This is a genomic window from Arthrobacter sp. TJ-217 (assembly GCF_058269255.1).
In genome coordinates this window covers 77,969-103,101 of the sequence record NZ_JBZCNJ010000003.1, presented here as the reverse complement: position 1 = coordinate 103,101, position 25,133 = coordinate 77,969, and the positions used below count along the sequence as shown (strand labels likewise).

At 66.7% G+C, this 25,133-nt stretch carries 24 protein-coding genes, 3 tRNA genes and 1 pseudogene; 18 read left to right on the top strand and 10 right to left on the bottom strand.

All coding sequences use genetic code 11. The annotated features are described in order from the left end of the window. Positions 1-5 precede the first annotated feature (5 nt). The 3 genes from mptB (at position 6) to AC4D2R_RS06290 (ending at position 2,183) form a co-directional block, all read left to right on the top strand. Positions 6-1,508, top strand: coding sequence for a polyprenol phosphomannose-dependent alpha 1,6 mannosyltransferase MptB (gene mptB, locus AC4D2R_RS06300; RefSeq protein ID WP_490938560.1), 1,503 nt, complete (start codon positions 6-8; stop codon positions 1,506-1,508). Between the two features lie 83 nt (positions 1,509-1,591). Then, positions 1,592-2,011: a DUF3224 domain-containing protein gene (locus AC4D2R_RS06295; protein ID WP_490938558.1), complete on the top strand. Its 420-nt coding sequence runs from the start codon at positions 1,592-1,594 to the stop codon at positions 2,009-2,011. 99 nt (positions 2,012-2,110) lie between these two features. Continuing rightward, positions 2,111-2,183: transfer RNA gene (locus AC4D2R_RS06290), tRNA-Arg, on the top strand. Positions 2,184-2,245: 62 nt separating this feature from the next. Here the strand turns inward: AC4D2R_RS06290 and AC4D2R_RS06285 are convergent. The 3 genes and pseudogenes from AC4D2R_RS06285 to AC4D2R_RS06275 form a co-directional block, all read right to left on the bottom strand. Beyond that, the gene (locus AC4D2R_RS06285; RefSeq protein ID WP_490938556.1) at positions 2,246-2,620 is read right to left on the bottom strand and encodes a VOC family protein; all 375 of its coding nucleotides are present in this window, start codon (positions 2,618-2,620) and stop codon (positions 2,246-2,248) included. A gap of 73 nt (positions 2,621-2,693) precedes the next feature. Continuing rightward, a complete protein-coding gene (locus tag AC4D2R_RS06280) occupies positions 2,694-2,867 on the bottom strand; it encodes an SGNH/GDSL hydrolase family protein (RefSeq protein WP_490939082.1) in 174 nt (57 codons plus the stop codon). 58 nt (positions 2,868-2,925) lie between these two features. After that, positions 2,926-3,465, bottom strand: a pseudogene (locus tag AC4D2R_RS06275) (SGNH/GDSL hydrolase family protein); the annotation flags it as partial. Between the two features lie 199 nt (positions 3,466-3,664). On the opposite strand from AC4D2R_RS06275, the gene AC4D2R_RS06270 reads away from it, so the two are divergent. From AC4D2R_RS06270 to ettA, 4 genes are all read left to right on the top strand, one after another. Further along, on the top strand, positions 3,665-4,249 hold the full coding sequence (locus AC4D2R_RS06270; RefSeq protein WP_490938554.1) for a single-stranded DNA-binding protein: 585 nt from the start codon (positions 3,665-3,667) through the stop codon (positions 4,247-4,249). 112 nt (positions 4,250-4,361) lie between these two features. Continuing rightward, on the top strand, positions 4,362-4,910 hold the full coding sequence (locus AC4D2R_RS06265; RefSeq protein ID WP_490938552.1) for a GNAT family N-acetyltransferase: 549 nt from the start codon (positions 4,362-4,364) through the stop codon (positions 4,908-4,910). Further along, positions 4,910-5,419, top strand: a complete 510-nt coding sequence (locus AC4D2R_RS06260) for a hypothetical protein (RefSeq protein WP_490938550.1) — start codon at positions 4,910-4,912, stop codon at positions 5,417-5,419. Before AC4D2R_RS06265 ends, AC4D2R_RS06260 begins: the two co-directional genes overlap by 1 nt. Positions 5,420-5,469: 50 nt before the next feature. Beyond that, complete coding sequence (ettA, locus tag AC4D2R_RS06255; protein ID WP_490900031.1) at positions 5,470-7,152, top strand: energy-dependent translational throttle protein EttA; 1,683 nt, start codon at positions 5,470-5,472, stop codon at positions 7,150-7,152. 291 nt (positions 7,153-7,443) lie between these two features. Here ettA and AC4D2R_RS06250 read toward each other — a convergent pair whose 3' ends face one another. After that, positions 7,444-8,340: an acyl-CoA thioesterase gene (locus AC4D2R_RS06250; protein ID WP_490938548.1), complete on the bottom strand. Its 897-nt coding sequence runs from the start codon at positions 8,338-8,340 to the stop codon at positions 7,444-7,446. A gap of 224 nt (positions 8,341-8,564) precedes the next feature. Between AC4D2R_RS06250 and AC4D2R_RS06245 the strand changes: the two genes are divergently transcribed. Both AC4D2R_RS06245 and AC4D2R_RS06240 read left to right on the top strand, forming a co-directional pair. Continuing rightward, positions 8,565-9,026, top strand: coding sequence for an acyl-CoA thioesterase (locus tag AC4D2R_RS06245; protein ID WP_490938546.1), 462 nt, complete (start codon positions 8,565-8,567; stop codon positions 9,024-9,026). Between the two features lie 6 nt (positions 9,027-9,032). After that, a complete protein-coding gene (locus tag AC4D2R_RS06240; RefSeq protein WP_490938544.1) occupies positions 9,033-9,698 on the top strand; it encodes a DUF8185 domain-containing protein in 666 nt (221 codons plus the stop codon). Between the two features lie 57 nt (positions 9,699-9,755). On the opposite strand, the gene AC4D2R_RS06235 is transcribed toward AC4D2R_RS06240, so the two are convergent. From AC4D2R_RS06235 to pepN, 4 genes are all read right to left on the bottom strand, one after another. Next, on the bottom strand, positions 9,756-10,184 hold the full coding sequence (locus AC4D2R_RS06235) for a globin (protein WP_490939062.1): 429 nt from the start codon (positions 10,182-10,184) through the stop codon (positions 9,756-9,758). Between the two features lie 62 nt (positions 10,185-10,246). Further along, entirely contained in the window at positions 10,247-10,888 is a 642-nt protein-coding gene (locus AC4D2R_RS06230; protein WP_490939060.1) for a mechanosensitive ion channel family protein, read from the bottom strand. A 56-nt stretch (positions 10,889-10,944) separates the two neighbouring features. Next, entirely contained in the window at positions 10,945-11,418 is a 474-nt protein-coding gene (locus AC4D2R_RS06225; RefSeq protein WP_490938542.1) for an OsmC family protein, read from the bottom strand. A 4-nt stretch (positions 11,419-11,422) separates the two neighbouring features. Beyond that, positions 11,423-13,975, bottom strand: a complete 2,553-nt coding sequence (pepN, locus tag AC4D2R_RS06220) for an aminopeptidase N (protein WP_490938540.1) — start codon at positions 13,973-13,975, stop codon at positions 11,423-11,425. Positions 13,976-14,174: 199 nt separating this feature from the next. Here pepN and AC4D2R_RS06215 point away from each other — a divergent pair, with 199 nt between their 5' ends. Together AC4D2R_RS06215 and AC4D2R_RS06210 are read left to right on the top strand one after the other, a co-directional pair. Further along, entirely contained in the window at positions 14,175-14,648 is a 474-nt protein-coding gene (locus tag AC4D2R_RS06215; RefSeq protein ID WP_490938538.1) for a ribose-5-phosphate isomerase, read from the top strand. A gap of 41 nt (positions 14,649-14,689) precedes the next feature. Continuing rightward, entirely contained in the window at positions 14,690-15,580 is an 891-nt protein-coding gene (locus AC4D2R_RS06210; RefSeq protein WP_490938536.1) for an Fpg/Nei family DNA glycosylase, read from the top strand. A 90-nt stretch (positions 15,581-15,670) separates the two neighbouring features. On the opposite strand, the gene AC4D2R_RS06205 is transcribed toward AC4D2R_RS06210, so the two are convergent. Next, positions 15,671-15,744, bottom strand: a tRNA-Gly gene (locus AC4D2R_RS06205). A 111-nt stretch (positions 15,745-15,855) separates the two neighbouring features. Here AC4D2R_RS06205 and AC4D2R_RS06200 point away from each other — a divergent pair. The 6 genes from AC4D2R_RS06200 to AC4D2R_RS06175 all read left to right on the top strand — a co-directional run bounded on the left by AC4D2R_RS06200 (position 15,856) and on the right by AC4D2R_RS06175 (position 21,204). Continuing rightward, positions 15,856-15,929: transfer RNA gene (locus AC4D2R_RS06200), tRNA-Pro, on the top strand. Between the two features lie 90 nt (positions 15,930-16,019). Continuing rightward, positions 16,020-17,453: a trigger factor gene (tig, locus tag AC4D2R_RS06195; protein WP_490939058.1), complete on the top strand. Its 1,434-nt coding sequence runs from the start codon at positions 16,020-16,022 to the stop codon at positions 17,451-17,453. Between the two features lie 226 nt (positions 17,454-17,679). Then, positions 17,680-18,303 (top strand): ATP-dependent Clp protease proteolytic subunit, encoded by a 624-nt coding sequence (locus AC4D2R_RS06190; RefSeq protein WP_490900039.1) that lies wholly within the window; start codon positions 17,680-17,682, stop codon positions 18,301-18,303. A 49-nt stretch (positions 18,304-18,352) separates the two neighbouring features. After that, entirely contained in the window at positions 18,353-19,027 is a 675-nt protein-coding gene (locus AC4D2R_RS06185) for an ATP-dependent Clp protease proteolytic subunit (protein ID WP_490900040.1), read from the top strand. A gap of 147 nt (positions 19,028-19,174) precedes the next feature. Continuing rightward, complete coding sequence (clpX, locus tag AC4D2R_RS06180; RefSeq protein ID WP_490900041.1) at positions 19,175-20,467, top strand: ATP-dependent Clp protease ATP-binding subunit ClpX; 1,293 nt, start codon at positions 19,175-19,177, stop codon at positions 20,465-20,467. A gap of 122 nt (positions 20,468-20,589) precedes the next feature. Then, complete coding sequence (locus tag AC4D2R_RS06175; RefSeq protein WP_490938534.1) at positions 20,590-21,204, top strand: mycothiol-dependent nitroreductase Rv2466c family protein; 615 nt, start codon at positions 20,590-20,592, stop codon at positions 21,202-21,204. Between the two features lie 83 nt (positions 21,205-21,287). Here the strand turns inward: AC4D2R_RS06175 and valS are convergent, their stop codons facing one another. Then, the gene (gene valS / locus AC4D2R_RS06170; RefSeq protein ID WP_490938532.1) at positions 21,288-23,909 is read right to left on the bottom strand and encodes a valine--tRNA ligase; all 2,622 of its coding nucleotides are present in this window, start codon (positions 23,907-23,909) and stop codon (positions 21,288-21,290) included. 81 nt (positions 23,910-23,990) lie between these two features. Here valS and AC4D2R_RS06165 point away from each other — a divergent pair, with 81 nt between their 5' ends. Continuing rightward, the gene (locus AC4D2R_RS06165; protein ID WP_490938530.1) at positions 23,991-24,791 is read left to right on the top strand and encodes an SDR family oxidoreductase; all 801 of its coding nucleotides are present in this window, start codon (positions 23,991-23,993) and stop codon (positions 24,789-24,791) included. The last annotated feature ends 342 nt before the right edge of the window (positions 24,792-25,133 follow it).

Genomic DNA, 25,133 nt, shown 5'->3' with positions numbered 1-25,133 from the left:
TCCCCGTGACTGAGCCATCGTCCGCACCGCGCGCCGACCGGCCCAACACGGCGATTCTCCAGGGGTTCATCGGGTCGCTCCTGATGTGGGTCGGGTCCCTCGGTGTTGGCTGGCTCTCGCTTGCCTCGGTCGAGCTGCGGCGCGTGCCGGTCGTCATCTGGCTGCGCTTCGAGCCGGCCGGCGCCCTGTTCTCGGTGCTCATGCTCGCGCTCGGGGGCATGCTGCTCGTGCGGTCCTGGCTGCGCCTGGGGCAGCGGCTTGGCGGGTGGGGCCCGGAGTCCCGGCCCCACGTGCTGCGCGCCATCGTGGCGTGGGCAGCTCCGATGTGCCTGGCACTCCCTCTGTTCAGTCGTGACGTGTTCGCCTACATCGCCCAGGGCCAGGTGATGGTCGCGGGACTGAATCCCTATGTCGACGGATATTCGCAGATCTCCAACTACCTGCAGATCGGTGCCGACGACTTCTGGGCGCAGAGCCCCACGCCGTATGGGCCGGTGTTCCTCTGGCTCGAGGAACTGGTCGTCCGCGCCACCGGCGGGCAGCCGGACTTCTCGGTTGCACTGTTCAGGGCCCTGGCCCTGATCGGGGTTGCGCTCTGCGTCTACTTCGTGCCGAAGCTCGCCGAACTCCACGGCATCAACCCGAACCGCGCCCTGTGGTTAACCGCGGCCAACCCGCTGTTCCTCATCAACTTCGTGGCCGCCATCCACAACGACTCGCTGATGGTGGGCCTGGCTCTGGCCGGGCTCTACCTGACCGCAACCCGCCGCCCGCTCCTCGGCATCCTGCTGGTGACCCTCTCCGTGGGAATCAAGCCCATCACCCTGATTTTCCTGCCCTTCCTGGGGCTGATCTGGGCAGGGAAGGGAGCCTCCTGGGGGCGCAAGATCCGGTACTGGGCCATCACCGCAGCCCTCTCGCTCGGGCTGTTGGGAATCATGGGGATGCTCAACGGGCTCGGATTTGGCTGGGTCGGCGCGCTCAGCACACCCGGCAGCGTATGGATCTGGTACGCGCCCGTGGGCTTCCTGGGCATGCTGATCGAGTCCCTCGCGAACGCGGCCGGTCTACCCGGAGCGGTCCTTGCCGCAGGCATCCACAAAGCCGGAACCTTGGCGTCGGTCGGGATCATCCTCTGGCAGGTGTTCCGCGGGCAGCACAGCCGGATCGTCCGGAGGCTGGCGCTGGCCCTGTCCGCCGTCGTCCTCCTCGCACCAATGATCCAGTCTTGGTACGTGGTGTGGCTTATCCCACTGTTCGCGGTCACCGGGATCCGCGAGGACTGGCAGGTCAAGACCCTCTACTTCCTCGTATCCTTCTTCATGGTCTACGCCATTTCCGACCAGCTCGACATCTTCCCCTACTTCGAACTGAGCCTCATCGTGGCCCGTCAGGTCGCGGGTGTGGTTGCCCTCAGCTTCGCCCTTTACCTCGTGTTCCTCGACCGGCGCACCAAGGTCCTCTTCCGGCGCCGGTACCAGGCGAAAGCCCCCGGGCAGCTGCGCTGACAGGTGCCGGATTCCGCCCGGACGGGAGTGCCGCCGGGTCCGGCCGGCATGCACACCGCCCGGTTACCGGCAATACTGGGGGGATGATGGATTCTGGAGAAACACTGTTCCACGGCGAATTCGAGATCACCGAGTGGGATGCGCAGCCTTGGGAAGTACAGGGAGGCACGGGAGAATTCTCACGGGTGCGCGCCGTGAAGGTGTTCACTGGTGAGATCTCCGGCACAAGCACCGCGGAGCTGCTCATGACCGGCAACGACGTCGGCGCGGGGTACGTGGCTTGCGAGCAGTTCACCGGATATGTCGGCGAACGCTCGGGCTCGATGACCGTTCAGCACTGGGGCGTGGCCGAGGGAACGGCGGCCGCGGCCTCCGGGCACATCATCCCCGGCTCGGGCACTGACGGCCTGGCCGGGATTGCCGGCAAGGCGATCTATTCACAGGACCCCGACGGGCAGCACCGCCTTGAACTGCGGGTCAGCTTCGGATCCCTGCCCGAGTAGCATCGGCCGCGCGGCCGCTGCCGTCGGCTGCGGAGCCGGCCCCAGCGGTACAGAGATGATCAGCAGCCGGCTCGGAGGGCATAGTAAACTGGCGTTGATGCCTCCGTAGCTCAGGGGATAGAGCAGGGGCCTTCTAATCCTCTGGTCGCAGGTTCGAATCCTGCCGGGGGCACACGAAAAAGCGGTTCCGGCCAAGCACAGCGCTTGGCCGGAACCGCTCGTCTAAGAGCCCGTCTACTGCCCGGCCGTGGCGTGGAGGATGATTCCATTGCCGTCAGGGTCATCGAACTGGGCGAATCTTCCCCAGGGCGCGTCCTGGATGCCTTCGGGGATCGCCACGCCGCTCTCACGCATCCGGGCTACATCAGCCTCAAGATCGCCGGTTTCGAGGACAATTCCCTTCAGCGATCCCGGCGGCATCGTGGGAAACCATGTCACCAGGGTCATCGCCGTCTGCGCTCCCGCGGGCGCCACCATCAGCCAGCGCATGTCCGGGCCCATCCTGGTGTCGGCAAGGAGCTCAAGACCGAGGACGTCAACGTAGAAGTTCCGGGCGCGGTCCTGGTCGGAGACGGGGATGGAGAAGAGTTGTACCTTTTCGATGACCATGGGTCAATGATCGCAGGCTTCTGCGCCACCCGCGCCGTTGCGGAAGCCTCAATCCCTGGCTCCCTATGCAGGCTCACCGGGCCAGGGCGGAGAGCTGACTGCGGGCGCTCGCGGCGAGCAGGTCGGAGCCCTTCCTGCTGGAATGGACCCCGTCGTCGGTGAAACCCGCCGACCAGGAGCCGTCTGGCTCCGCAACCGCGGTGTAGACGTCGATCAGGGGCAGGCCCCGGGCCGCAGCCTCCGGCAATTCTGCGGTTCAGGTCGGCGGCCTGTGCCGGCAGCCTTTCCGATGGCGGGACGAGCGCGGCCACCGGTGATGCGCCCCGTTCGGTGATTCCGTCCCACAGGGCACCGACGCCGCGTGCGGTCTCCTCGGGCGACGTGCCGTGGTGAAGGTCGTTGGTGCCCGCCTGCACCACCACGAGATCTGCTCCTGCAACAGCGGCATCGAGCCTGCTGGTGAGATCCGACGTCCGTGCCCCGGGATGGGACTCGAACGGGCCGGACCGCAGTCCGGGCACGGTGCCGGTGACAACCGTCTGCCGCCACCAGGAGTCAGCGCCGTAGGCGTGGGAGTCCGAGAGGATCCCGATGATTCGGCGTGGCGTCGGAGTGCTCCCCGTGACGCCGGTCGGCTGCGCAGTGGCTGACGGGGTGGCGGGCGGGACGGTGGCGGCGGGAACATCCGCAGTCCGCCGGTTTGCCGTGGAGGTGGCGCCGGGTCCGGACGCTGCACCGGGACCGGGATCCCCCCGCAGGCTGACAGCGGCGGCAGCCAGCGCAACAATCAACGCCGCAGCAACGAAGGTGGCGATGCCGAGTCGTGCCCGCACGCTCCGAGCCATGATTCCCCCTGATTCTTCCCGTAGCCGCACCGGAGGTCCCATCATGACAGCCGCCGCCGGCTTCCGCACCGGCCGCACCGTGACCACGTTCGGGGATGTCCACATAGCGCCCCCGGCTCCCATTGGCGGAGCGATTGCGCCTGAGACTTGATGCGGGCCCGTGGCGGGCTGCTGAGCGAGTCAGGCGAGAGGAATTGCAATGAACGAAAACATCACCGTCCGGGGATACGTCGCAACGGACGTGCGGCTGAACCTTGCACCGAGCGGCCTGGCAATCGCGGGCTTCCGAATGTGCTCAACCGAGCGGCGGTACGACCGTTCGGCAGGGGCGTGGGTGGACGGCCACACCAACTGGTACTCGGTGTCGATGTTTCGGCAGCTGGCCACGAACGGCGCCGCGAGCATCAAGAAGGGCGACCGGGTCGTGGTTTTCGGCAGGCTGAGGATCCGGCCCTGGATCAACGACGACGGAAGGACGGGAACCTCAGTGGAAATCGACGCCGAGACGGCGGGGCACGACCTCATGTGGGGCACCGCTGCATTTCGGCGCATCTCGGTGGAGAAGATTGAAAAGACAGGGGATCACGATCCGCAGCGCGATGCCGGTCCGGCACCCGACGGCGTGGATCCCGAAACAGGCCTGATCCTCGAGCCGGAGACTACCAATGACGATGCAGGACTGACCGGGGGAGCGGGCAGCGACGATGCCGAGCCGGACGTCAGCGCGCCCGGTCCCGAGACCGAACAGGACGCCCTGGCGGTTGAGGCACGCAGCGCTTTCTAGGCGGATTGGTGCAGGTGTGAAAAGTCGTTTTCGACGCTTTTGGAATTCACCGAAATGACCGCCCACTGCGGGCCATTAGGACGTCGTGCCTCTGGCGGACATAATTCGGACCATGGCGTTGATCGTTGTTCCCTTTTCCGTGCGCGAGCACCTTGATGAAACCGTTGAAGTTCTCTCCCGGATTCGTCGGTCCGACCCTGCCTATCCGCCCCGCCAGGACGCCGACAGCGATCCGCGCTCCCTGGCCACGTGGTTGATGCAAGGTGCTGGGCTAGGCCGCTGGGTGGGGTTGTTCGATGGCCGGGTCGCCGGGCACGTCCTGGTGTCAGCACCGCATGGCTACCTTCTGGATCATTTCGGCCGGACGAATTATGCGTTCATGGCGCCCAATGGAATCGGCGAGATCGGAAAGTTCTTCGTGGATCCTCAGTCTCAACGTGGCGGAATTGGTTCGGCATTATTCTCAACCGCGGTCGAGTTCGCATGGAACGCGGGACTCCAACCCGCGCTCGCCGTATTGACGGCCTCGGAGAAGGCCCGGCGGTTCTACACGACGATGGGAATGAACAATGCAGGCAGTTTTCTCGGAGTGCACGGCGAGAATCACGTGTTCATAGACGAAACCGCGGCCCGGCGGGCACCTCAGGCAGCGACGCAGTGATGTCCGGTGATGCGATGAACATGACCGCCGCCGCAATGTCTGCCGTGGCGGCTCTGGCTGCCCTCGTTGTGGCGTGGATGAGCCTGCGCCAGTCGCAGCGCGCGTCGGAGGCCGAACGACGCCACAACGCACGTGCGATGGATGACGCGATCCAGTCACGGCTCGACCCGATGTATCCGCATCTCCGCAATGTCCTTGGACACCTCGAAGACGGTGTACCCCGGGAGATCCGGCACGTGCTGATTCCCTTTTTCGTCCTGTTCAGCGACGCGTTCGCGGCCCACCGCGACGGGCTGCTGAACGACCGAGACTGGGCGGGAATCGCCCAGGAGATGGCTTACTGGACCCAGAAGCCCACGGCTCGCCGCGCGTGGGATGCCTTCCGGCAACAGACCTGGACCGACGGGTTCGTGGAGCATGTCGATGATGTCCTCACGGGGCCACCTGTCTATCCCGACCTCGAAGGACAGTTCATCGAACCTGCAGCCACTTGGCCAAAGGGGTCTTAGCAGGCCACCTGAATGTGAGTTATGCCCTGCCACGCACTAGCCTTGGTGGTATGGCGGAATTTATCTACACAATGACCAAGGCCCGCAAGGCTGTCGGCGACAAAGTGATCCTCGACGACGTAAGCATGTCCTTCTTCCCCGGTGCAAAGATCGGCGTGGTCGGTCCGAACGGTGCCGGTAAGTCCACCATCCTCAAGATCATGGCCGGACTTGACACCCCCTCCAACGGAGAGGCCCGTCTGAGCCCCGGGTACACCGTCGGGATCCTGCTGCAGGAACCCCCGCTGAACGAGGAAAAGACCGTCCTCGGCAACGTCCAGGAGGGCGTGGCGGAGATCTACGGCAAGATTCAGCGCTTCAACGAAATATCCGAGGAGTTGGCGGATCCGGACGCCGACTACGACAAGCTCCTCGGTGAAATGGGCCAGTTGCAGGAAGCGATCGACGCCGCCGACGCCTGGGACCTCGATTCCCAGCTGGAGCAGGCCATGGACGCCCTGCGCTGCCCGCCGCCGGACGCCGATGTGTCGGTGCTCTCCGGTGGTGAGCGCCGCCGTGTCGCCCTGTGCAAGCTGCTGCTCCAAAAGCCGGACCTGCTCCTGCTCGATGAGCCCACCAACCACCTCGACGCCGAAAGCGTCCTGTGGCTCGAGCAGCACCTCTCCGCCTACCAGGGCGCCGTGCTGGCCGTCACCCACGACCGGTACTTCCTCGACCACGTCGCCGAATGGATCGCCGAGGTCGACCGCGGACACCTCTACCCCTACGAGGGCAACTACTCCACCTACCTGGAGAAAAAGCGCGCCCGGCTCGAGGTACAGGGCAAGAAGGACGCAAAGCTGTCCAAGCGCCTTACCGAGGAACTTGAGTGGGTGCGGTCGAACGCCAAGGGCCGCCAGACCAAGTCAAAGGCCCGCCTCAGCCGCTACGAAGAGATGGCGGCCGAAGCGGAGCGCACCCGGAAGCTCGACTTCGAAGAGATCCAGATCCCGCCGGGACCGCGCCTTGGCAGCCAGGTCATCGAGGCCAAGAACCTGCGGAAGGGCTACGACGAGCGCGTGCTCATCGACGGGCTGTCCTTCTCGCTGCCGCGCAACGGCATCGTCGGTGTCATCGGTCCCAACGGTGTGGGCAAGACCACCCTGTTCAAGACCATCGTCGGACTCGAACCCCTGGACGACGGCGAGCTGCGCATCGGCGAGTCGGTGAAGATCTCCTACGTCGACCAGTCACGTGGCGGGATCGACCCCAACAAGTCGCTGTGGGAAGTGGTGTCCGACGGACTCGACTTCATCCAGGTCGGCCAGGTTGAAATGCCCTCCCGTGCGTACGTCTCGGCCTTCGGCTTCAAGGGCCCCGACCAGCAGAAGAAGGCGGGCGTCCTCTCCGGCGGTGAGCGCAACCGCCTGAACCTCGCCATGACGCTCAAGCAGGGCGGCAACCTGCTGCTCCTCGACGAGCCGACCAACGACCTTGACGTCGAAACGCTCTCCAGCCTTGAGAACGCCCTGCTCGAGTTCCCCGGCTGCGCCGTGGTCGTCTCGCACGACCGGTGGTTCCTGGACCGGGTTGCAACCCACATCCTGTCCTATGAGGGCACCGACGCCGAACCCGACAAGTGGTACTGGTTCGAAGGAAACTTCGACGCCTACGAGGAAAACAAGATCGAGCGCCTCGGACCCGATGCCGCGAAGCCGCACCGGGTCACCCACCGCCGCCTCACCCGCGGCTAGGGTCCTGCCCAAGACGATTCGAGCCAGGACGATTCGAGCCAGGACGGTCCCGGCCCAGGACCCCTGGCGGAACAGCAGGCCAACGGCAGAGGACGCGCACCCGCGGGTGCGCGTCCTCTTCCGATTAACCGTGCTTCCCGGCGTGGCCGGGAGCGGGCGCTTACCTCTTGAGCGCTGTCCGGCTTCCCGCCGCCGCGATCCGAGTGTCCCCTTCCGCGCTGTCCTGTGCCGTGCCGTGCTGTGCTGTGGCACATCATCGTCCGCCGGGCGCGGTCCTGCTTGGTGCCCCTTCTATTGCCCGCCGGGCGAGGGAACCCGGATCATCCCCTCCTGCGCGACGCTGGCCACCAGGTCGCCGGCCCGGTTGTAGATCTTCCCCGCGGCGAGTCCGCGTGCCCCCGACGCACTGGGCGAACTCTGGACGTACAGCAGCCACTCGTCAACGCGCACCGGACGGTGCCACCACATCGCGTGGTCAAGGCTCGCCACGCTCATGCCGGGATGGATCCAGCTCAGTCCGTGCGGCCTGAGGATCGGCTCCAGCAGCGTGTAATCGCTGGCGTAGGCGAGGGCGGCGCGGTGCAGCGAGTCATCTCCCGGCATCGGACCGAAGGTCTTCATCCACACGGCATTCCTCGGCTCCCGGTCACCGGTGTTGCTGACATACAGCGGGGCATCGATGTGACGCACGTCGAAGGGGCGGTCGAAGGCCCACGCGCGGGCGACGGGGTGGTCGAACCCGCTCAGGAGGTCGGCGGTGCTCGGCAGCGACTCGGGGTCCGGAACGTTCTCGGGCATCGGGTCCTGGTGGAGAATTCCCTCGTCGGGTTCCTGGAAGGAGGCGATCATCGAGAGGATCGGCACACCGTTCTGGTAGGCGTGGGTGCGGCGCGCGGAGAACGACCTGCCGTCTCGCAGCCGCTGCACCCCGAAGGTGATCGGCTGGTCCGCGTCACCGGCCCGCAGGAAGTACCCGTGCATCGAGTGGACCTGGCGGGTCGGCTCGACGGTGCGGATTGCCGCGACGAGGGACTGGGCAAGGACCTGGCCGCCGAAGACACGCTTGCCCGGCTGCGGCGCCGAGGAGCCGACGAAGATGTCCTCATCCGTGTGGGCCCCCTCCGCGCTGCTCAGGTCGAGCAGTTCAAGCAGTGACTGCGTGGGATCGGCGCGGGGCTCTGCGGACATCGGGCGGGGTCTCCTTGCGGTGGAATCTGTTCGGGACCGGCGGCAGCCGTCCGGGCCTACTGCTGACCTTAGACGCACCGGAGGCGCGGCCTCAAGCGGACAGGACGACGCCGCGGGCCGGCGGGGTGCCCGCGGTTCACCGGCCTCGGAGTGCCGGTGCGCCCCCGGCGTCCGCGGCCGCGGCCGAATGGCTAGGATGCCTCCCGGTTTGAGAGGATGAGACCATGCCCCGCACCCTGACCGTCCCGATCCAGCTGCGCTTCGGCGACGAGGACTCCTACGGACACATCAACAACGTCCGGTTCCTCCAATACCTTGAGGACGCACGGATCGCGATGACCCTCGAGCCCACCGACGGGGGCACGTTCCGCGGAGCGACCGACCCCGGAACCTTCACCCTCGTGGCGCGCAGTGAAATCGAGTACCTTGCTCCGCTGAACTACGCTCCAGAACCGGTGCTCGTTGAAGCCTGGGTGGTCAATGTCGGGTCCTCAAGCTTCGAGATCGGCTACACCGTCAAGGACGGCAGTGGCCCGGACGGGGGCACGCTGTGCGCCGTCGCCTCGACAACAATGATCCTGGCCGGCCGGGAGAGCGGACGGCCCGTGCCGCTGAACGCCGGCCAGCGCACGGCCCTTGAGTCATTCTCCGGCCCGGCGGTTCCCTTCCGCCGCAGCGGCAAGTAGGCGGCCGTGACAAGCGCGGCGGGTACAACCCGCCTGCTTTTCGCCGACGCCCAGGTAGCGGCCGACCTGCGCACCTTCACGGCGCGCGCGCGGGCCTCCGACGACGGCGCGGTGCGGCTCCAGGCCCAGGGGAGCGTCCTCGCAGCCTACGTCTGCGTCCTGCGCCCGACGATCCTCGGCGAAGCAACGCCCACCGTGCTGGGCCTGCGCACAATGCCGCTGACCGAGCCCGCCTCGGTCGACGTGACCGTACCCTTGGCTGCGGTGTCCGACCGGCTCGCCAGGATGCACGACGGGGTGGAATTCGCCGTCCCGCCGACAACCGTGCAGCAGAACTGGGCGGGAATCCTTCCGCCGCGCGCGGGTTGGAGCCCGGCCGGCGCAATGAGAATCGACGCCCTCGAGCAGGCGGCCCGCGACGGAATCGCCGAGGTCGCCGGGGGTCTTCCGGACCGCGCCGGCGCCCTGATCGTTAACAACCGGCGCGGAACGGTGTGGGGGAGGGCGATGCCCGGCGCGCCAGCCGCGCTTCCGGCGGGCGCCGCGTTCGGGGCCTTCACCCTGGGATTCCTTGCTCCGGGCGAGACCCCCGCGGTCTTCACCAACGGACGGTGGACGAGGCTGAGCACCTCCCGGGGCCACGTGCTCGTGCGCGCCGCCGCGGTCTTCTAGGGCTGACCTGCTGCTTCCGGGCAGCCCTGCCCTTCCAAGGCTGTCCCGCTCTCGGGGCTAGTCCGCCGCGTTGACCATCGACTGGGCGGCCCGGTCGAGGTAGTCCCACAGCGTTGCCTCGTGAAGCGGCGCCAGCTCAAGGGAGTCGACGGCGTCGCGCATGTGCCTCAGCCACGCGTCCCGCGCCTGGGGCGTGACGCGGAAGGGGATATGGCGCATGCGCAGGCGGGGGTGACCGCGCTGCTCGCCGTAGGTCTTCGGACCGCCCCAATACTGCTCGAGGAACATCAGGAGGCGCTCCTTGGCGGGCCCGAGGTCCTCCTCCGGGTACATCGGCCGCAGGAGCTCATCCTTGGCGACGCCCTCGTAGAAGACGTCCACGAGCTTCACGAACGTGGGGTGCCCGCCGATGGTTTCGTAGAAGTTGTCGGTGAATTCCGGCTGGGTGAAGGACCGGCTGGTGGCGATCAGGCGGTCGGCGGGCAGCGGCGGGCGCTCGCTCCCGGTCCCCAGGGGGATGGTGTCCTGCTGGAACTGCTCCGAGTCGCTCACTTGTCCTTCTCTCCGGAGGTTGCCGCCGGCTCCGCGGGTTCAACATAGTTGCCCTGCGAGCGGTTTCCGACCTTGGTGATATCGCCGTTGCGCACGTACCAGATGGCACCGTCCGCATCGACCATGCGGGTGATCCTCAGTCCGAGGGACTGCACAACGCCCACGGTCTCGCCGATTTCGATGGTGTCACCGATCCCGTACTGGTCCTCGATGGTGATGAAGAAGCCGAGGAACGCGTCACGGATGACCTCCCGGGCACCGAAACCAATGGCGATGCCGACGATGCCGACGCTGGCCAGGATGGGGCCGATGTTCAGGCCCAGCTCCTGCAGCGCCATCATGATTGCCACTACGGCCAGGCTGACGCCGGCCACGCTGATCAGCAGTCCACCGATCGTTTCCGCCCTCTGTGCCCTCCGTGCTCCGTCAAGGGAACGCAGGACGGGCTGGGCCCACCGGAAGTGGGGCTTCTTGAAGACGTTGTAGCCGTTCTGCACGCGCGTCACCGAACGCCTCACAAGGAAGCGGACGAAGAGCCACATGATGAAGGCGGCAAAGAGGACGACCGCCGCGTCGAGGACGCGGCCGCCGAACCCGAGATGCGGGAAAAGGTCCATACCGATGCTGATCACTTCCATACTCACTGCCGCGCGTACATCCCCGCAGGTGGCGGAACGCGGCGCTTCTCCTTTTTCTACGGTTCGTCGACGACGATCGTCGGTTCGTGGTCGACAGGAAAGTTCACCGAGCGGGCGATGAAGCACGCTTCCGATGCTTGTTTGTGGATTGCCTGGGCCGTCTCGGCGTGGTCGGGGGAGGCGACGACGACGCGCGGCCTGAGCACGGCCCGGGTGAACTCGCCGCTGCCGTCCCGGTTGAGCCTAAGCGACCCCTCGGCGGCGTCTTCATAACCGGTAACCACGATGCCCGCCTTCACTGCCATGTGCAGGTAGGAGAGCATATGGCACTGGGACAGCGCCGCAAGCAGCAGCTGCTCGGGATTCCAGCGGTCCTTCTGGCCGTGGAAGGTGGGATCAGCCGTGCCGGGAAGGAGCGGCAGCCCCTCCGCCGTCACCTCGTGTTCGCGGCTGTAGTCCCGGTACCCCGAGGTTCCCTGACCGCGGTTACCGGTCCACTTCACCGAAACGTTGTAGTGGTGGAGGCTCATGACGCTACTTGTCTGCGGCCTGGGCGCGCAGGGCGCGCTGGACGCCGTCCCGGTTTTCCAAGAGCAGGCGCCGCAGTGACGGGTTGCCGTCGCCGAGCTCGGCAAGGAACGCATCGGTGCGGTCGAGTGTGTCCTGCGTTGTCAGGCGGGAGGGGTAGAGCCCCACGACGAGCTGCTGGGCAATCTCGTACGTGCGGGTGTCCCAAATGCCGTTGATCACCTCGAAGTACTTCGGGGCGTACGGCTCAAGGAGGCTGGTGTCGTGGACCCGGGTGAACCCGGCGATCGCCGAGCGCTGGGTGGCGTTGGGAAGGTCCGTCCGCTCCACCAGTGAACGCCAGGCCTCGGCCTTGGCCTCGGGGGTGGGGATCGCGGCGGTAGCCTGCGCGGCGGCGAGCTGCCCGGTCGCCGTCGAATCCTTCTCGAGTTCGGCGTCGATCTGCGCGCGGCCGAACCGCCCGCCGACCACGAGCGAGGTGAGCAGCTCCCACCGGAGGTCCTGGTCCACGGTGAGGCCCTCGGGAACCTGGGAGCCGTTGAGGATGGATTCGACGACGTCGAGGTGGGCCTCGGTCCGGGCCCGCGCGGCGAACGCCTTGAGGAACTGCAGTTGGGAATCGGATCCGGCGTCGGCGGCGCGCGCCAGGTCAAGCAGGCTGTCGGCCACCGCATCGCCCATCGCCTGCCGGTCCTCCGGCCGCACGTAGAACAGCAGGGTGGCGGCGAGCTGGCGCAGGAGCACGAGCACCACCGAGGAATCGGACTCGGAACCGATGTTCTGAACGATCAGTTCGACGTAATCCCGGGCCGGGGTCTCACCGTCGCGGGCGGCGTCCCAGGCCGACCCGAGGACAAGGGTGCGGGGAAGGGAATCCTCGAAGTCCTTGAGGTGCCGGATCGAGGCGCGAAGCGATGCCGGGTCGAGCCGGATCTTGGCGTAGGCGAGATCATCGTCATTGAGCAGGACCAGGGTGGGCCGGCGCAGGCCCACCGCGTCGCGGACTTCGGTCCGCTCGCCGTCGACATCCAGCTCGAGGCGGTGAACCCGCTCGAGGACGCCGTCGCCGGTGAGCTCGTAGAACCCGACCGCAAGGCGGTGCGGACGGATCGTGGGATAGCCCTCCGGGGCGCTCTGGAGGATGGTGAACGAGGTGATTGTCCCGTCGTCGTCGGTGGCCAGCTCCGGACGCAGGGTGTTGACGCCGGCGGTCTCGAGCCACAGCGCCGACCACTGCTGCAGGTCCCTGCCGCTTGCCTTCTCCAGCTCGACGAGGAGGTCCTTGAGCTCCGTGTTCTTCCAGGCATGGCGGGCGAAGTACTCGCGCACGCCCTCCATGAACTTCTCCTGGCCCACCCAGGCCACCAGCTGCTTGAGCACCGAGGCGCCCTTCGCGTACGTGATGCCGTCGAAGTTCACCTGGACATCGTCGAGGTCGTTGATCTCGGCCACGATCGGGTGGGTTGAGGGGAGCTGGTCCTGGCGGTAGGCCCAGGACTTCTCGAGGGAAGCGAAAGTGGTCCACGACTGCGTGAACTCCGTCGCCTCGGAGGCGGCAAGCGTCGACATGTACTCGGCGAAGGACTCGTTGAGCCACAGGTCATTCCACCACTTCATGGTGACGAGGTCGCCGAACCACATGTGGGCAAGCTCGTGCAGGATGGTGATGGCTCGGCGCTCCACGGTTGCGTCGGGAACCCGGGAGCGGAACACGTAGGTCTCGACGAAGGTCACCGCGCCGGCGTTCTCCATTGCCCCGGCGTTGAACTCGGGAACGAACAGCTGGTCGTACTTCTCAAACGGGTAGGGGGTGCCGAACTGCTTCTCGTAGAACGCGAACCCCTGGCGGGTCAGGTCGAAGACGTTCTCGGCGTCGAGGTACTGCACCAGCGACTTGCGGGCGAACACCCCCAGCGGGATGACCCGCCCGTCGGAGCTGGTCAGCTCGCTGCGCACTGCCTGATAGGGCCCGGCAACCAGAGCAGTGACATAGGAGGACATCACCGGGGTCGGCTCAAAGGACCAGGTCGAGCGCGCGGGGGACTCGCCCGTGGCGACGGCGGTGACCGGTTCGGGGGTGGGGGAGTTGGAGATTACGTCCCAGTGCGACGGCGCGGTCATGGTGAAGCGGAACGTGGCCTTGAGGTCCGGCTGCTCGAAGACGGCGAACACCCGCCGTGAATCGGGCACCTCGAACTGGGTGTAAAGGTAGACCTCGCCGTCAACGGGATCCACGAAGCGGTGAAGACCCTCACCGGTGTTCATGTACGGCATGTCGGCTTCGACAACGAGCCGGTTCGACGCGGCAAGGTTCGGCAGTTCGATGCGGTGGCCGTCGGCGACCTCCCCGGGGTCGAGGTCCACTCCGTTGAGGGTGACCCGGTGCACGGTGTCGGTGACCGCGTCGATGAAGGTGCTCGCGCCTTGGGCGGCGTCGAAGGTGACGACGGTGGTTGAACGGAAGACCCGGTCCCCCTGGGTCACATCGAGGGTGACGTCGTAGGTGTGGACTGTCAGCAGGGTCGAGCGGACGGTTGCTTCGCTGCGCGTCAGATTCATACCGGGCAAGGTTGGCCTCCAGTGTGGGTTAACAGGACGCCGCGCGGAGAACCTGTCAGCGCAGCGTTTCGTATTCTCTCACTTTTTCCCTCAGGCCACCTCCCTCGGCAGGGAGCCGGCGGCACCGGCGGCAGCGGAACACGCCGGCCAACCCACTAGGCTTGAAGCGGCATCTAACACCCAGCGAACGGATTGCTTCATGCGTGTCCACCTAGCGACAGACCATGCAGGTTTGGAACTCAGCGCCCACCTGCTCAAGCACCTCACCGCGGCCGGCCACGACGTCGTTGACCACGGCCCCACCTCGTACGATCCCGAGGACGACTATCCGGCGTTCTGCATCGACGCTGCGCTCGCCGTCATCACGGACCAGGAGGCCGGCAGGGAGGCGCTGGGCATCGTGCTCGGCGGTTCAGGGAACGGCGAGCAGATCGCCGCCAACAAGGTGCGCGGCGTCCGTGCCGCCCTCGCCTGGAGCCTCGACACCGCGCGGCTGGCACGCCAGCACAACGACGCCAACGTTGTGGCAGTCGGCGGACGCCAGCACACCGTCGACGAGGCCACGGCCATCATCGAGGCATTCCTTGCCGAACCGTTCAGCGGAGAACCCCGCCATGTGCGCAGGATCGGCAAGGTCGGAACCTACGAAACAACCGGTGAAATTGTCCGTTAGCCCCGCCGCCGTACAGGCGGGAGCCGGCGCAGGGGAAAACCGTGCCTGAGGGACATTCGATCCACCGGCTCGCACGCCAGTTCTCCTCCGTTTTCGCTGGGGAGCGGCTGAACGTGACAAGTCCGCAGGGCAGGTTCGCCCCCGGCGCCGCCCTCCTCGACGGCCAGATCCTCGTGGACGCCGCGGCACACGGGAAGCAGTTGTTCCTGCGCTTCGACAACGAGGCGGTGCTCCGGGTGCACCTCGGGCTCTACGGGGCGTGGAGCTTCGGCGGGGACAGCACCTTCACCGGCGCATCGAGCATCGGCGCGCCACGGCGCATCGGGGAGAGCGAAACCGCAGGGGAGGCCGACCCCTCCGGGCCCAACGACCCTTACCAGGGCCCGCCGGCCCCCGTCGGCGCGGTGCGGGTGCGGCTCGTCTCCGCGCACGGCTGGGCGGATCTGCGCGGGCCCACGGCCTGTGAAGTGATCACCCCTGCCCAGGAGTCCGCGGTGCGCGCCCGTCTCGGCCCCGACCCGCTCCAGCCGGACACCGACCCCGCCGTTTTCGTCAGCAGGCTCGGAGCAGCCGGGAAACCGGTCGGCGCCGCGCTCATGGACCAGTCGGTGCTCGCTGGCGTGGGCAACGTCTACCGTGCCGAGGTTCTCTTCCGCGCCCGGCTCAACCCGTGGCGTGCCGGCCGGGCGGTAGCACCGGAGGCGGCCCGCCTGCTCTGGGACGACACCGTCCAACTGATGAACGACGGCGTCCGCCAGGGGAGGATCATTACGACGATGCCCGAGGACCGCGGGGGAGCCACCGGCGCCCTCGCACCGCACTACGTGTACAAGCGGACCGGGGAGCCGTGCAGGAGATGCGGAACAACCGTGGAGATGGCCGAACTGGTGGCCCGGAAACTGTACTGGTGCCCCGCCTGCCAGGCGGACTGACCGGCGGCGGGCCGCGGAGGCAGCGCATCCGAAAAGCCTCCGGAACGCAAAAACACCCGGCCGTTTTCTGCGGCCGGGTGTTTTTCCCTTTGGAGGGGATGACGGGAATCGAACCCGCGTAATCAGTTTGGAAGACTGAGGCTTTACCATTAAGCTACATCCCCGGGTTCCGGGCCCTGCGGCTCATCGGAACGCATATAACTACACCACAAACCGGCCCCGATCGCCAAATGTGCAACGGCGGGCAAAGTTCCGTAGACTGGCACCTGCACTCTCGGGGTGTAGCTCAGCTTGGTAGAGCGCCTGCTTTGGGAGCAGGAAGTCGCAGGTTCAACTCCTGTCACCCCGACTCTGTATTCTCGAAGGCACCGTATCTTCGGATACTGCACCTTCGTTTTAGATGCAGAAATTATCCCACATCATTCAGGAGTCCTACGCTGTGAAGAGCGCTGTCGAAAACCTTTCGCCCACGCGGGTGAAGCTCAATGTTGAGGTCCCGTTCGAGGAACTCCAGCCAAACATCGACGAGGCCTACAAGACAATCGCCGGTCAGGTGCAGGTTCCTGGGTTCCGCAAGGGCAAGGTTCCCCAGCAGCTCATCGACCAGCGCGTCGGCCGCGGCTACGTCATCGAGACGGCCGTCAACAAGGGACTCGACGGGTTCTACCAGGAAGCGGTCCGTGAAACCGGCATCCGCCCCCTGAGCCGCCCCGAGGTCGAGATCACCGAGGTCCCCGACCCGTCGGCCAAGGAAGGCCAGCTGGTCTTCACCGTCGAGTTGGACGTCCGCCCCGAAATCGAACTGCCCGACTACTCGGGCATCGAGGTCACCGTCGAAGCCGCAACGGCCTCCGACGAAGACATCGACAAGGCTGTTGACGAACTGCGCAGCCGCTTCGGCACGCTCACCGCCGTCGACCGCCCCTCGCAGGACGGCGACTTCCTGACCATCGACCTCACCGCGAAGGTGGACGGCGAAGAGGTCGACTCGGCCCAGGACCTCTCCTACAACATCGGTTCGGGCAGCATGCTCGAGGGCATGGACGAAGCAGTCACCGGGCTCAGCGCCGACGAATCGGCCACTTTCGAAACGAAGCTTGCCGGCGGCGAGCACGCCGGTGCCGACGCCCAGGTCACCGTTGTCGTCAAGGCCGTCAAGGTGCGCGAGCTCCCCGAGGTGAACGACGACTTCGCCCAGCTCGCCAGCGAGTTCGACACCGCCGCCGAGCTCCGCGAGGACCTCGCCAAGCGGGCCTCCGAAAGCAAGGTTGTCGACCAGGGCGTCGAAGCCCGCGACAAGGTCCTCGACACGCTCGTCGAAATGATCGAGGTTCCCGTTCCCGAGACCGTCATCTCGGAGCAGCTCGAGCAGCACTTCAAGCCCGAGAACGCCGGCGCCGCAGGCGACGACCACGACACCGAAGAGCACCGTGCGGAGGTGCGCACCAACACCGAGCGCGCCTTCCGCAACGAGATCATCCTCGACGCGGTCGCCGACAAGGAGGAAGTGGCAGTCAGCCAGAACGAGCTGATCGACTACATCGTCTCAACGGCCAGCCAGTACGGCATGGAGCCGAACCAGTTCGCCCAGATGCTCGACTCCAGCGGCCAGGTGCCGATGATCGTCGGCGAGGTGCGCCGACGCAAGGCACTGGCGAAGGTCCTGGAATTGGCGAAGGTCACCGACACCAACGGCGACGCCGTCGACCTCAGCGACTTCGTGCGCCCCGCCGGTGACGTCGAGGCCGCTGGTGCGCCGGACGACGCCCCCGAGGCCGCCGGTGCGCCGGACGACGCCCCCGAGGCCGCCGGTGCGCCGGACGACGCCCCCGAGGCCGAGGTTGCCGGCGAAGAGTCGGCACCGCGCGCCTAACTCCGGCATTCTTTGGACGCCGCGGCCCTTCCGGGCCGCGGCGTCTTTTGCGTTGCGGCTGTGGCCGCCGACGCCGCGCCACCTGCCCTCCGGGACTGGTGCGCCGTCAGCGAACAGTTACCCGGGCGGGAGCAAAAACGGGCCGGGCCGGGTTAGTGTCCAATGAGAGATAAACGGCCGGGCGGTTCCCCAGGGAACAGGCCCGCCAGAGTGAGAGGTCACAAGAATGGCAATCGAACCAACCACCCCCCGCATGGCGAGTGTCGACGCGGGCAACCGTGATGACTACATCTACAACCGTCTCCTCAAAGAACGCATCATCTGGCTCGGTTCCGAAGTCCGCGATGAGAACGCGAATGCCATCTGCTCCCAGCTCCTGCTGCTCTCGGCCGAGGACCCGGACCGCGACATCTTCCTCTACATCAACTCGCCCGGCGGCTCGGTGACCGCGGGCATGGCGATCTACGACACGATGCAGTTCATCCCCAACGACGTTGTCACAGTGGCGACCGGGCTTGCCGCCTCGATGGGCCAGTTCCTGCTTTCCTCCGGCACCAAGGGCAAGCGCTACGCGACCCCCCACGCCCGCATCCTCATGCACCAGCCCTCCGGTGGAATCGGCGGAACCGCGTCGGATATCCGGATCCAGGCCGAACTGATCCTTCACATGAAGCAGGTCATGGCCGAACTCACGGCAGAGCAGACCGGCCAGAGCGTCGAAACCATCCTGAAGGACAACGACAGGGACAAGTGGTTCACCGCGCAGGAAGGGCTCGACTACGGCTTCTTCGACCACATCTCCGCCCATGCAGGCACTGTGTCCGGCGGCGGCGGCACCCAGCGCGCCTAAGCGTCACCGCCGTTTTCACAATCACGAGACTTTCCACCAGGAGACACCCATGAATTCCCATTACTCGGCCGCGGCTGGATCGCAGGCACCCCAGATGCCCACGAGCCGCTACATCCTTCCCCAGTTCGAAGAGCGCACCCCCTACGGCTTCAAGCGCCAGGACCCGTACACGAAGCTGTTCGAGGACCGCATCATCTTCCTGGGCACCCAGGTCGACGACGCATCGGCGGACGACATCATGGCGCAGCTGCTCGTTCTCGAGTCCACCGACCCCGAGCGCGACATCACCCTCTACATCAACTCGCCCGGCGGATCCTTCACGGCAATGACCGCCATCTACGACACGATGCAGTTCATCCGGCCCGAGGTCCAGACCGTATGCCTCGGCCAGGCGGCCAGCGCCGCGGCGGTCCTGCTCGCCGCGGGCGCCCCGGGCAAGCGCCTCGCGCTTCCCAACGCGCGCGTCCTGATCCACCAGCCTGCGCTCTCGGGCGGCCAGGGCGGCCAGGCATCCGACCTTGAAATCCAGGCCAATGAAGTGATGCGCATGCGCACCTGGCTGGAAGACACGATCGCCCTGCACACCGGGCGGCCCTCCGAGCAGGTCAACCTCGACATCGAGCGCGACAAGATCCTGACGGCCGCGGAATCGGTCTCCTACGGGCTTGTCGATGAGGTGCTGACCTCCCGCAAGATGGTTCAGCCGAAAATCAACACTCCATAATCCGCCGTCCGGAGCCCGCTCCGGAACGGACGACCGGGATGCCCGTGGTGCTTTTCATTGGCACCACGGGCATTTTGATGCTGATTCGCCGGACCATGTGGCCTAGAGTGGAGACAGCAACCAAGTACCACGTAAGGGGACTGACACATGGCTCGCATTGGTGAGAGCACGGATCTGCTCAAGTGCTCTTTCTGTGGAAAAAGCCAGAAGCAGGTCCGGAAGCTGATCGCCGGCCCCGGGGTGTACATCTGTGACGAGTGCATCGATCTGTGCAACGAGATCATCGAAGAGGAGCTGTCCGAGGTCGCCGACCTGGGCACGTTCGAACTCCCCAAGCCCCGCGAAATCTTCGATTTCCTCCAGGAATACGTGGTGGGCCAGGAACCGGCAAAGCGGTCCCTGGCCGTGGCCGTCTACAACCACTACAAGCGCATCCAGTCCGGCGGCGCGCCCCGGCCGGCCGGAACCCTCGCCGGAGCCGCGAGCGGCGAGGATGTCGAGATCGCCAAGTCGAACATCCTCCTGATCGGCCCCACCGGGTGCGGGAAGACCTACCTCGCCCAGACACTCGCCCGCCGGCTCAATGTGCCCTTCGCCGTCGCCGACGCGACGGCGCTCACCGAGGCCGGGTATGTCGGCGAGGACGTCGAAAACATCCTGCTCAAGCTGATCCAGGCCGCCGACTACGACGTCAAGAAGGCCGAGCAGGGGATCATCTACATCGATGAGATCGACAAGATCTCCCGCAAGAGCGAGAACCCGTCCATCACCCGCGACGTCTCCGGTGAAGGCGTCCAGCAGGCCCTGCTGAAGATCCTTGAGGGAACCGTCGCGTCGGTCCCGCCCCAGGGCGGCCGGAAGCACCCCCACCAGGAATTCATCCAGATCGACACAACGAACGTGCTGTTCATCGTCGCCGGTGCATTCGCCGGCCTCGAGGAAATCATCGGCTCGCGTGCCGGGCGAAAGGGCATCGGTTTCGGCGCGCCCCTGAGCTCCCTCAAGAACGAGGAAGTCAGCTACGGCGACGTCATGCCCGAGGACCTCCTGAAGTTCGGTCTGATCCCGGAATTCATCGGCCGGCTCCCGGTCATCACCACCGTGACCCACCTCGACCGCCCCGCGCTGATGCAGATCCTCACCGAGCCCAAGAACGCGCTGATGAAGCAGTACCAGAAGATGTTCCTGCTCGATGGCGTGACCCTGACGTTCGAACCCAAGGCCCTTGAGGCGATCGCCGACCTCGCCCTGGAGCGCGGCACCGGTGCGCGGGGGCTGCGCGCCATCATGGAGGAAGTGCTGCTGCCGGTCATGTTCGACCTTCCCAGCCGCGATGACGTCGCGTCGGTCGTGATCACGGCCGACGTCGTCGCCAAGCGCGCCGAGCCGACCCTGCTCTCGCACGAGGTGGTCGCCAAGCGCCGGAACAAGTCGGCTTAGCAGTTTCAGCCGTCCCCGCCCCCGAGTCCGGGAGCGCGGGGGAAGCAATCAGTCAACGTGGGGGTGCTGCCGGTTTTCCGGCCGCACCCCCGTTTGCTGTGTCGTAATGAAGGAGTATCCCCATGAGTCAAGCCACCCCAGAGCGCGTCAATTTCTGGTTCGACCCGACCTGCCCGTTCACCTGGGTCACCTCCCGCTGGATGGTCGAGGTGGAGACGGTGCGCGCGGTGGAGACCGACTGGCACGTGATGAGCCGGGCCATCCTCAACGAACACGTCGAGCTTTCGGGTGAGGACCGGAAGGATCGGGACGCGCTCTGGGCGCCCGTGCGGGTGATCATCGCCGCCGAGGCGCTCCACGGAAGCAAGCACGTCAAGCCGCTCTTCGACGCGATGGGAACCCGGATCCACGTCGACGGGCGGCGCGACTTCCCGGCGGTCATCGAGGAATCCCTCGCCGAGCTGGGCCTGCCTGCCGAACTCGCGGCGTACGGAGCCAGTGATGAGTACGATGAACGGCTGCGGGCCTCACACCAGGGCGCCATCGACAAAGTGGGGAACGGGGTGGGCACGCCCGTCGTCGCCTTCAACGGCACCGCCTTCTTCGGACCCGTGCTCACCCGAATCCCGCGCGGGGAGGATGCGGGCCGCCTGTTCGACGCCGCGGTCCAGCTTGCCAGCTTCCCCGAATTCTTCGAGATCAAGCGCTCCCGCACCGAGGCTCCGCGGTTCGACTGACAGGTCGCCTGCGGCCACCCAGGCCCCCACAGCAGAACGGCCCCGCAAAGTGCGGGGCCGTTCTCGTGAGGTCGGGAAACCGGTCAGGCCTCCGAGGGGACCAGCTCCACTGCGGAAACCATCAGGTCGCCGTCGCCCTCCGCCAGCTTGAGCTCGCGGGCGTTGCCGGCAGCGAGCAGGTCGGGAAGGCCTGCCCTGATGTGCGAGATGCGTGCCGATGACGCAGTCACCACGGCCGTCGCGACCTCGGTGCGCTGCTTGACCTTCGCCTCGGACTTCGCCTTCCGCACGCCGCCCAGGGCCAGGGCGACCGATGTGAGCAGTTCCGGATCGGCGCCGTCGGCAAGACCCTGCAGGGCGTCCACGGCGGGCCACGGCGCGCGGTGAACCGAGCCTTCCCGCCACCAGCTCCACACCTCGTCGGTGGCGAACGGAAGGAAGGGAGCGAACAGCCGCAGCAGGGCATCGAGGGTGGTGGCCAGGGCGGTCAGCACCGATTCCTTGGCGTCGTCGCCCGCAGCGCCGTAGGCGCGGTCCTTGACGAGTTCAACGTAGTCGTCGGTGAACGTCCAGAAGAACGACTCGGTCAACTGGAGCGCACGCGCATAGTCGTACTTCTCGAACGCCGCCGTCGCCTGGGCCGTGACCTCGCGCAGCTGCGCCAGCAGTGCAAGGTCCAGCGGGTGCGTGACCCGCTGCAGGGCTGCGGGGGAGGCCGAGCTCTCGGTTGCGCCGAGGTTCAGGACGAACTTCGAGGCGTTGAGCAGCTTGATGGCAAGCCGGCGCCCGATCTTCATCTGGTTGATCTCGTAGGCGGTATCGGAACCGAGCTTCGCCGAAGCGGCCCAGTAGCGCACCGCGTCGGCGCCGAACTGCTCGAGCACGTCGGTTGGAACCACCACGTTGCCCTTGGACTTGGACATCTTCTTCCGGTCGGGATCAAGGATCCAACCGGAGAGCGCCGCGTGGCGCCACGGCGCCGAGTCCTGCAGTGCGTCGGCGCGCACCGCCGTCGAGAACAGCCAGGTGCGGATGATGTCGTGGCCCTGCGGGCGCAGGTCGAAGGGGAAGACGCGGGAGAACAGTTCCTCATCCCGCGACCAGCCGCCGACGATCTGCGGGGTCAGCGACGACGTCGCCCAGGTGTCGAGCACGTCCTGGTCACCGATGAACCCGTTCGGCTGGTTCCGGGCGCTCTCGTCGAACCCGGGGGCCGGCTCGCCCGCCGGGTCGACCGGGAGGGACTCGAACGAGGGGACGATCGGGCTCTCGTAGTCGGGTTCGCCGTCGGCGTCGAGGCGGTACCAGACCGGCACGGGAACGCCGAAGAAGCGCTGCCGGGAGACAAGCCAGTCGCCGTTGAGCCCCTCGATCCAGTTCTCGTAGCGGGAACGCATGAACGCGGGGTGGAAATCGATCTCCCGGCCGCGGTTGATCAGCCGCTCGCGCTTCTCGGCGTCGCGGCCGCCATTGCGGATGTACCACTGGCGGCTCGTGACGACTTCGAGGGGCTTGTCGCCCTTCTCGTAGAAGTTCACCGGGTGGGTGATCTTCACGGGCTCACCGTCGAGGTCTCCGCTGGCGCGCAGCAGTTCGACGACTGCTTCCTTGGCGCTGAAGATCGTCTTTCCCGCCAGCGCCGCATAGTTCTCCCGGGCGCGGTCGGTGGCGATCCACTCCGGGGTCTCAGCACGGATGCGGCCGTCGCGGCCGACGACGGCACGGGTGGGAAGCTGCAGTTCGCGCCACCAGGTGACGTCGGTGAGATCGCCGAAGGTGCAGATCATCGCGATGCCGCTGCCCTTGTCGGGCTTGGCCAGCGGGTGTGCCTTGATCTCGACCTCGACGTCGAACAGGGGGGAGGTGACGGTTGTGCCGAACAGCGGCTTGTAGCGCTCATCGTCGGGGTGGGCCACCAGGGCCACGCACGCGGGAAGGAGTTCCGGGCGGGTGGATTCGACGTGGATCTGCTGCCCGTCGGGGGCATGGAAGGCGATGCGGTGGTAGGCGCCGGGCTGCTCGCGGTCCTCGAGCTCGGCCTGGGCCACGGCGGTGCGGAAGGTGACGTCCCAAAGGGTCGGCGCTTCGGCGAGGTAGGCATCGCCGGCGGCCAGGTTCGTCAGGAAGGCGCGCTGCGACACGGCCCGGGAGGTGTCATCGATGGTGCGGTAGGTCAGGTTCCAGTCGACGGACAGGCCAAGGGTGCTGAAGAGATCCTCGAAGACCTTTTCGTCATCGACCGCCACCTCTTCGCAGAGTTGGATGAAGTTGCGCCGGGACACGGCGTCGAAGTCGCGCTGATTCTTGGCGGGCTGCGCCGGCGGGGTGTAGTCCGGGTTGTAGGGGACGGAGGGGTCGCAGCGCACGCCGAAGTAGTTCTGGACGCGGCGCTCGGTGGGCAGGCCGTTGTCGTCCCAGCCCATGGGGTAGAACACGTTCTTCCCGCGCATGCGGTGGAAGCGGGCCAGGACGTCGGTCTGCGTGTAGGAGAACATGTGGCCGACGTGGAGCGAACCCGATGCCGTGGGCGGGGGAGTGTCGATCGAGTACACCTCCCCGCGGGTGGTGTCCCGGTTGAACGCGTACGTCCCGTTGTCCCTCCACTGCTTCGCGAGGCGGGGCTCAAGGCCCTCCAATGCGGGCTTGTCGGGGACGGTGACGGGCTGGTGTGCGGGCGTGTCTGTGCCCTGAGTGTTTTCGGCCATGCGGCCCATTCTTTCATGTCGCCCGGCCGTGCCGGCCGCAGCGCCGGGCGCATGACGGCGGATGCTGGCTAGAGTGGTCAAATGAGCACCGGACAAACACCCTCGACAGCCATCGGATCGCCCTCGCGCACCTCCTCCGGACCCCTGCACGCCGTCGTCACGGGGGCCAGTTCGGGGATCGGGGCCGCCACGGTCCGCGCACTGCGTGCCGCCGGCTGGGAGGTGACCGCCGCAGCCCGCCGCGCCGACCGCCTTGAGCAGCTCGCCGCGGAAACCGGAGCTCGGGCGGCCGTCGTCGACGTCACCGACGAAGAGTCGGTGGAGCGCCTGGTGCGGGAGGTCACGGGGGCCGGCGAGGTGAACGCCGTGATCAACAACGCCGGAGGTGCCTTCGGTATGGAATCAGTGGCCGAGGCGCGCACCGCCGACTGGGAGCACATGTACAACGTGAACGTCCTCGGCTCGATGCGCATCACCCGCGGTTTCCTGCCCGCCGTGCGCGCCAGCGGACACGGCAGCTTCGTGTTCCTGACGTCGACCGCAGCGCTTGCCGCCTACGAGGGAGGCGCCGGCTACGTCGCCGCGAAGGCCGCCCAGCAGGCGCTGGCGCGCACCCTGCGCCTCGAGGAGGCCGAGCACAATGTGCGGGTGATCGAAGTGGCACCGGGCTTGGTGCACACCGAGGAGTTCTCCCTGAACCGCCTCGGCAGCAAGGACGCGGCCGACAAGGTCTATGCCGGGGTGGCGAACCCGCTGAGCGCCGCCGACGTCGCGGACACCATCGTCTATGCACTCAACGCCCCGCTCCATGTGAACGTCGACTCCCTTGTGCTGCGCCCGCTGGCCCAGGCCGCCAACCACAAGGTCATCCGCGCCACCTAAGCAGCCACGGCGTCCGGACACCGGCCTCGTCGCCGTAACCTTGGACCCTTTCGACACTCTTCCCCACCGGCGGCTAGACTTGGACCACAAGCGTCGAACCGGCCATCACCGGGGAGCTTCCGGAAGAACGGCGAGAGGGACCCGGCAGGGGCCGCCTCGCCCAGTAGACCCGGACGGGTGGGCCCGTCAACGCCTGAAAATGAGTGGCAGCCCTGTGGGGCCGGCCTCCTCCGGGAGGCTGGACGCACGGCGGCGGCAAGTGAGGTGGTACCGCGGGTTCCGCTCCCGGTGGCCGGCACAACCGGCCCCAGGTCCAGAGCACGTCCTCGCAGCAGGATGACC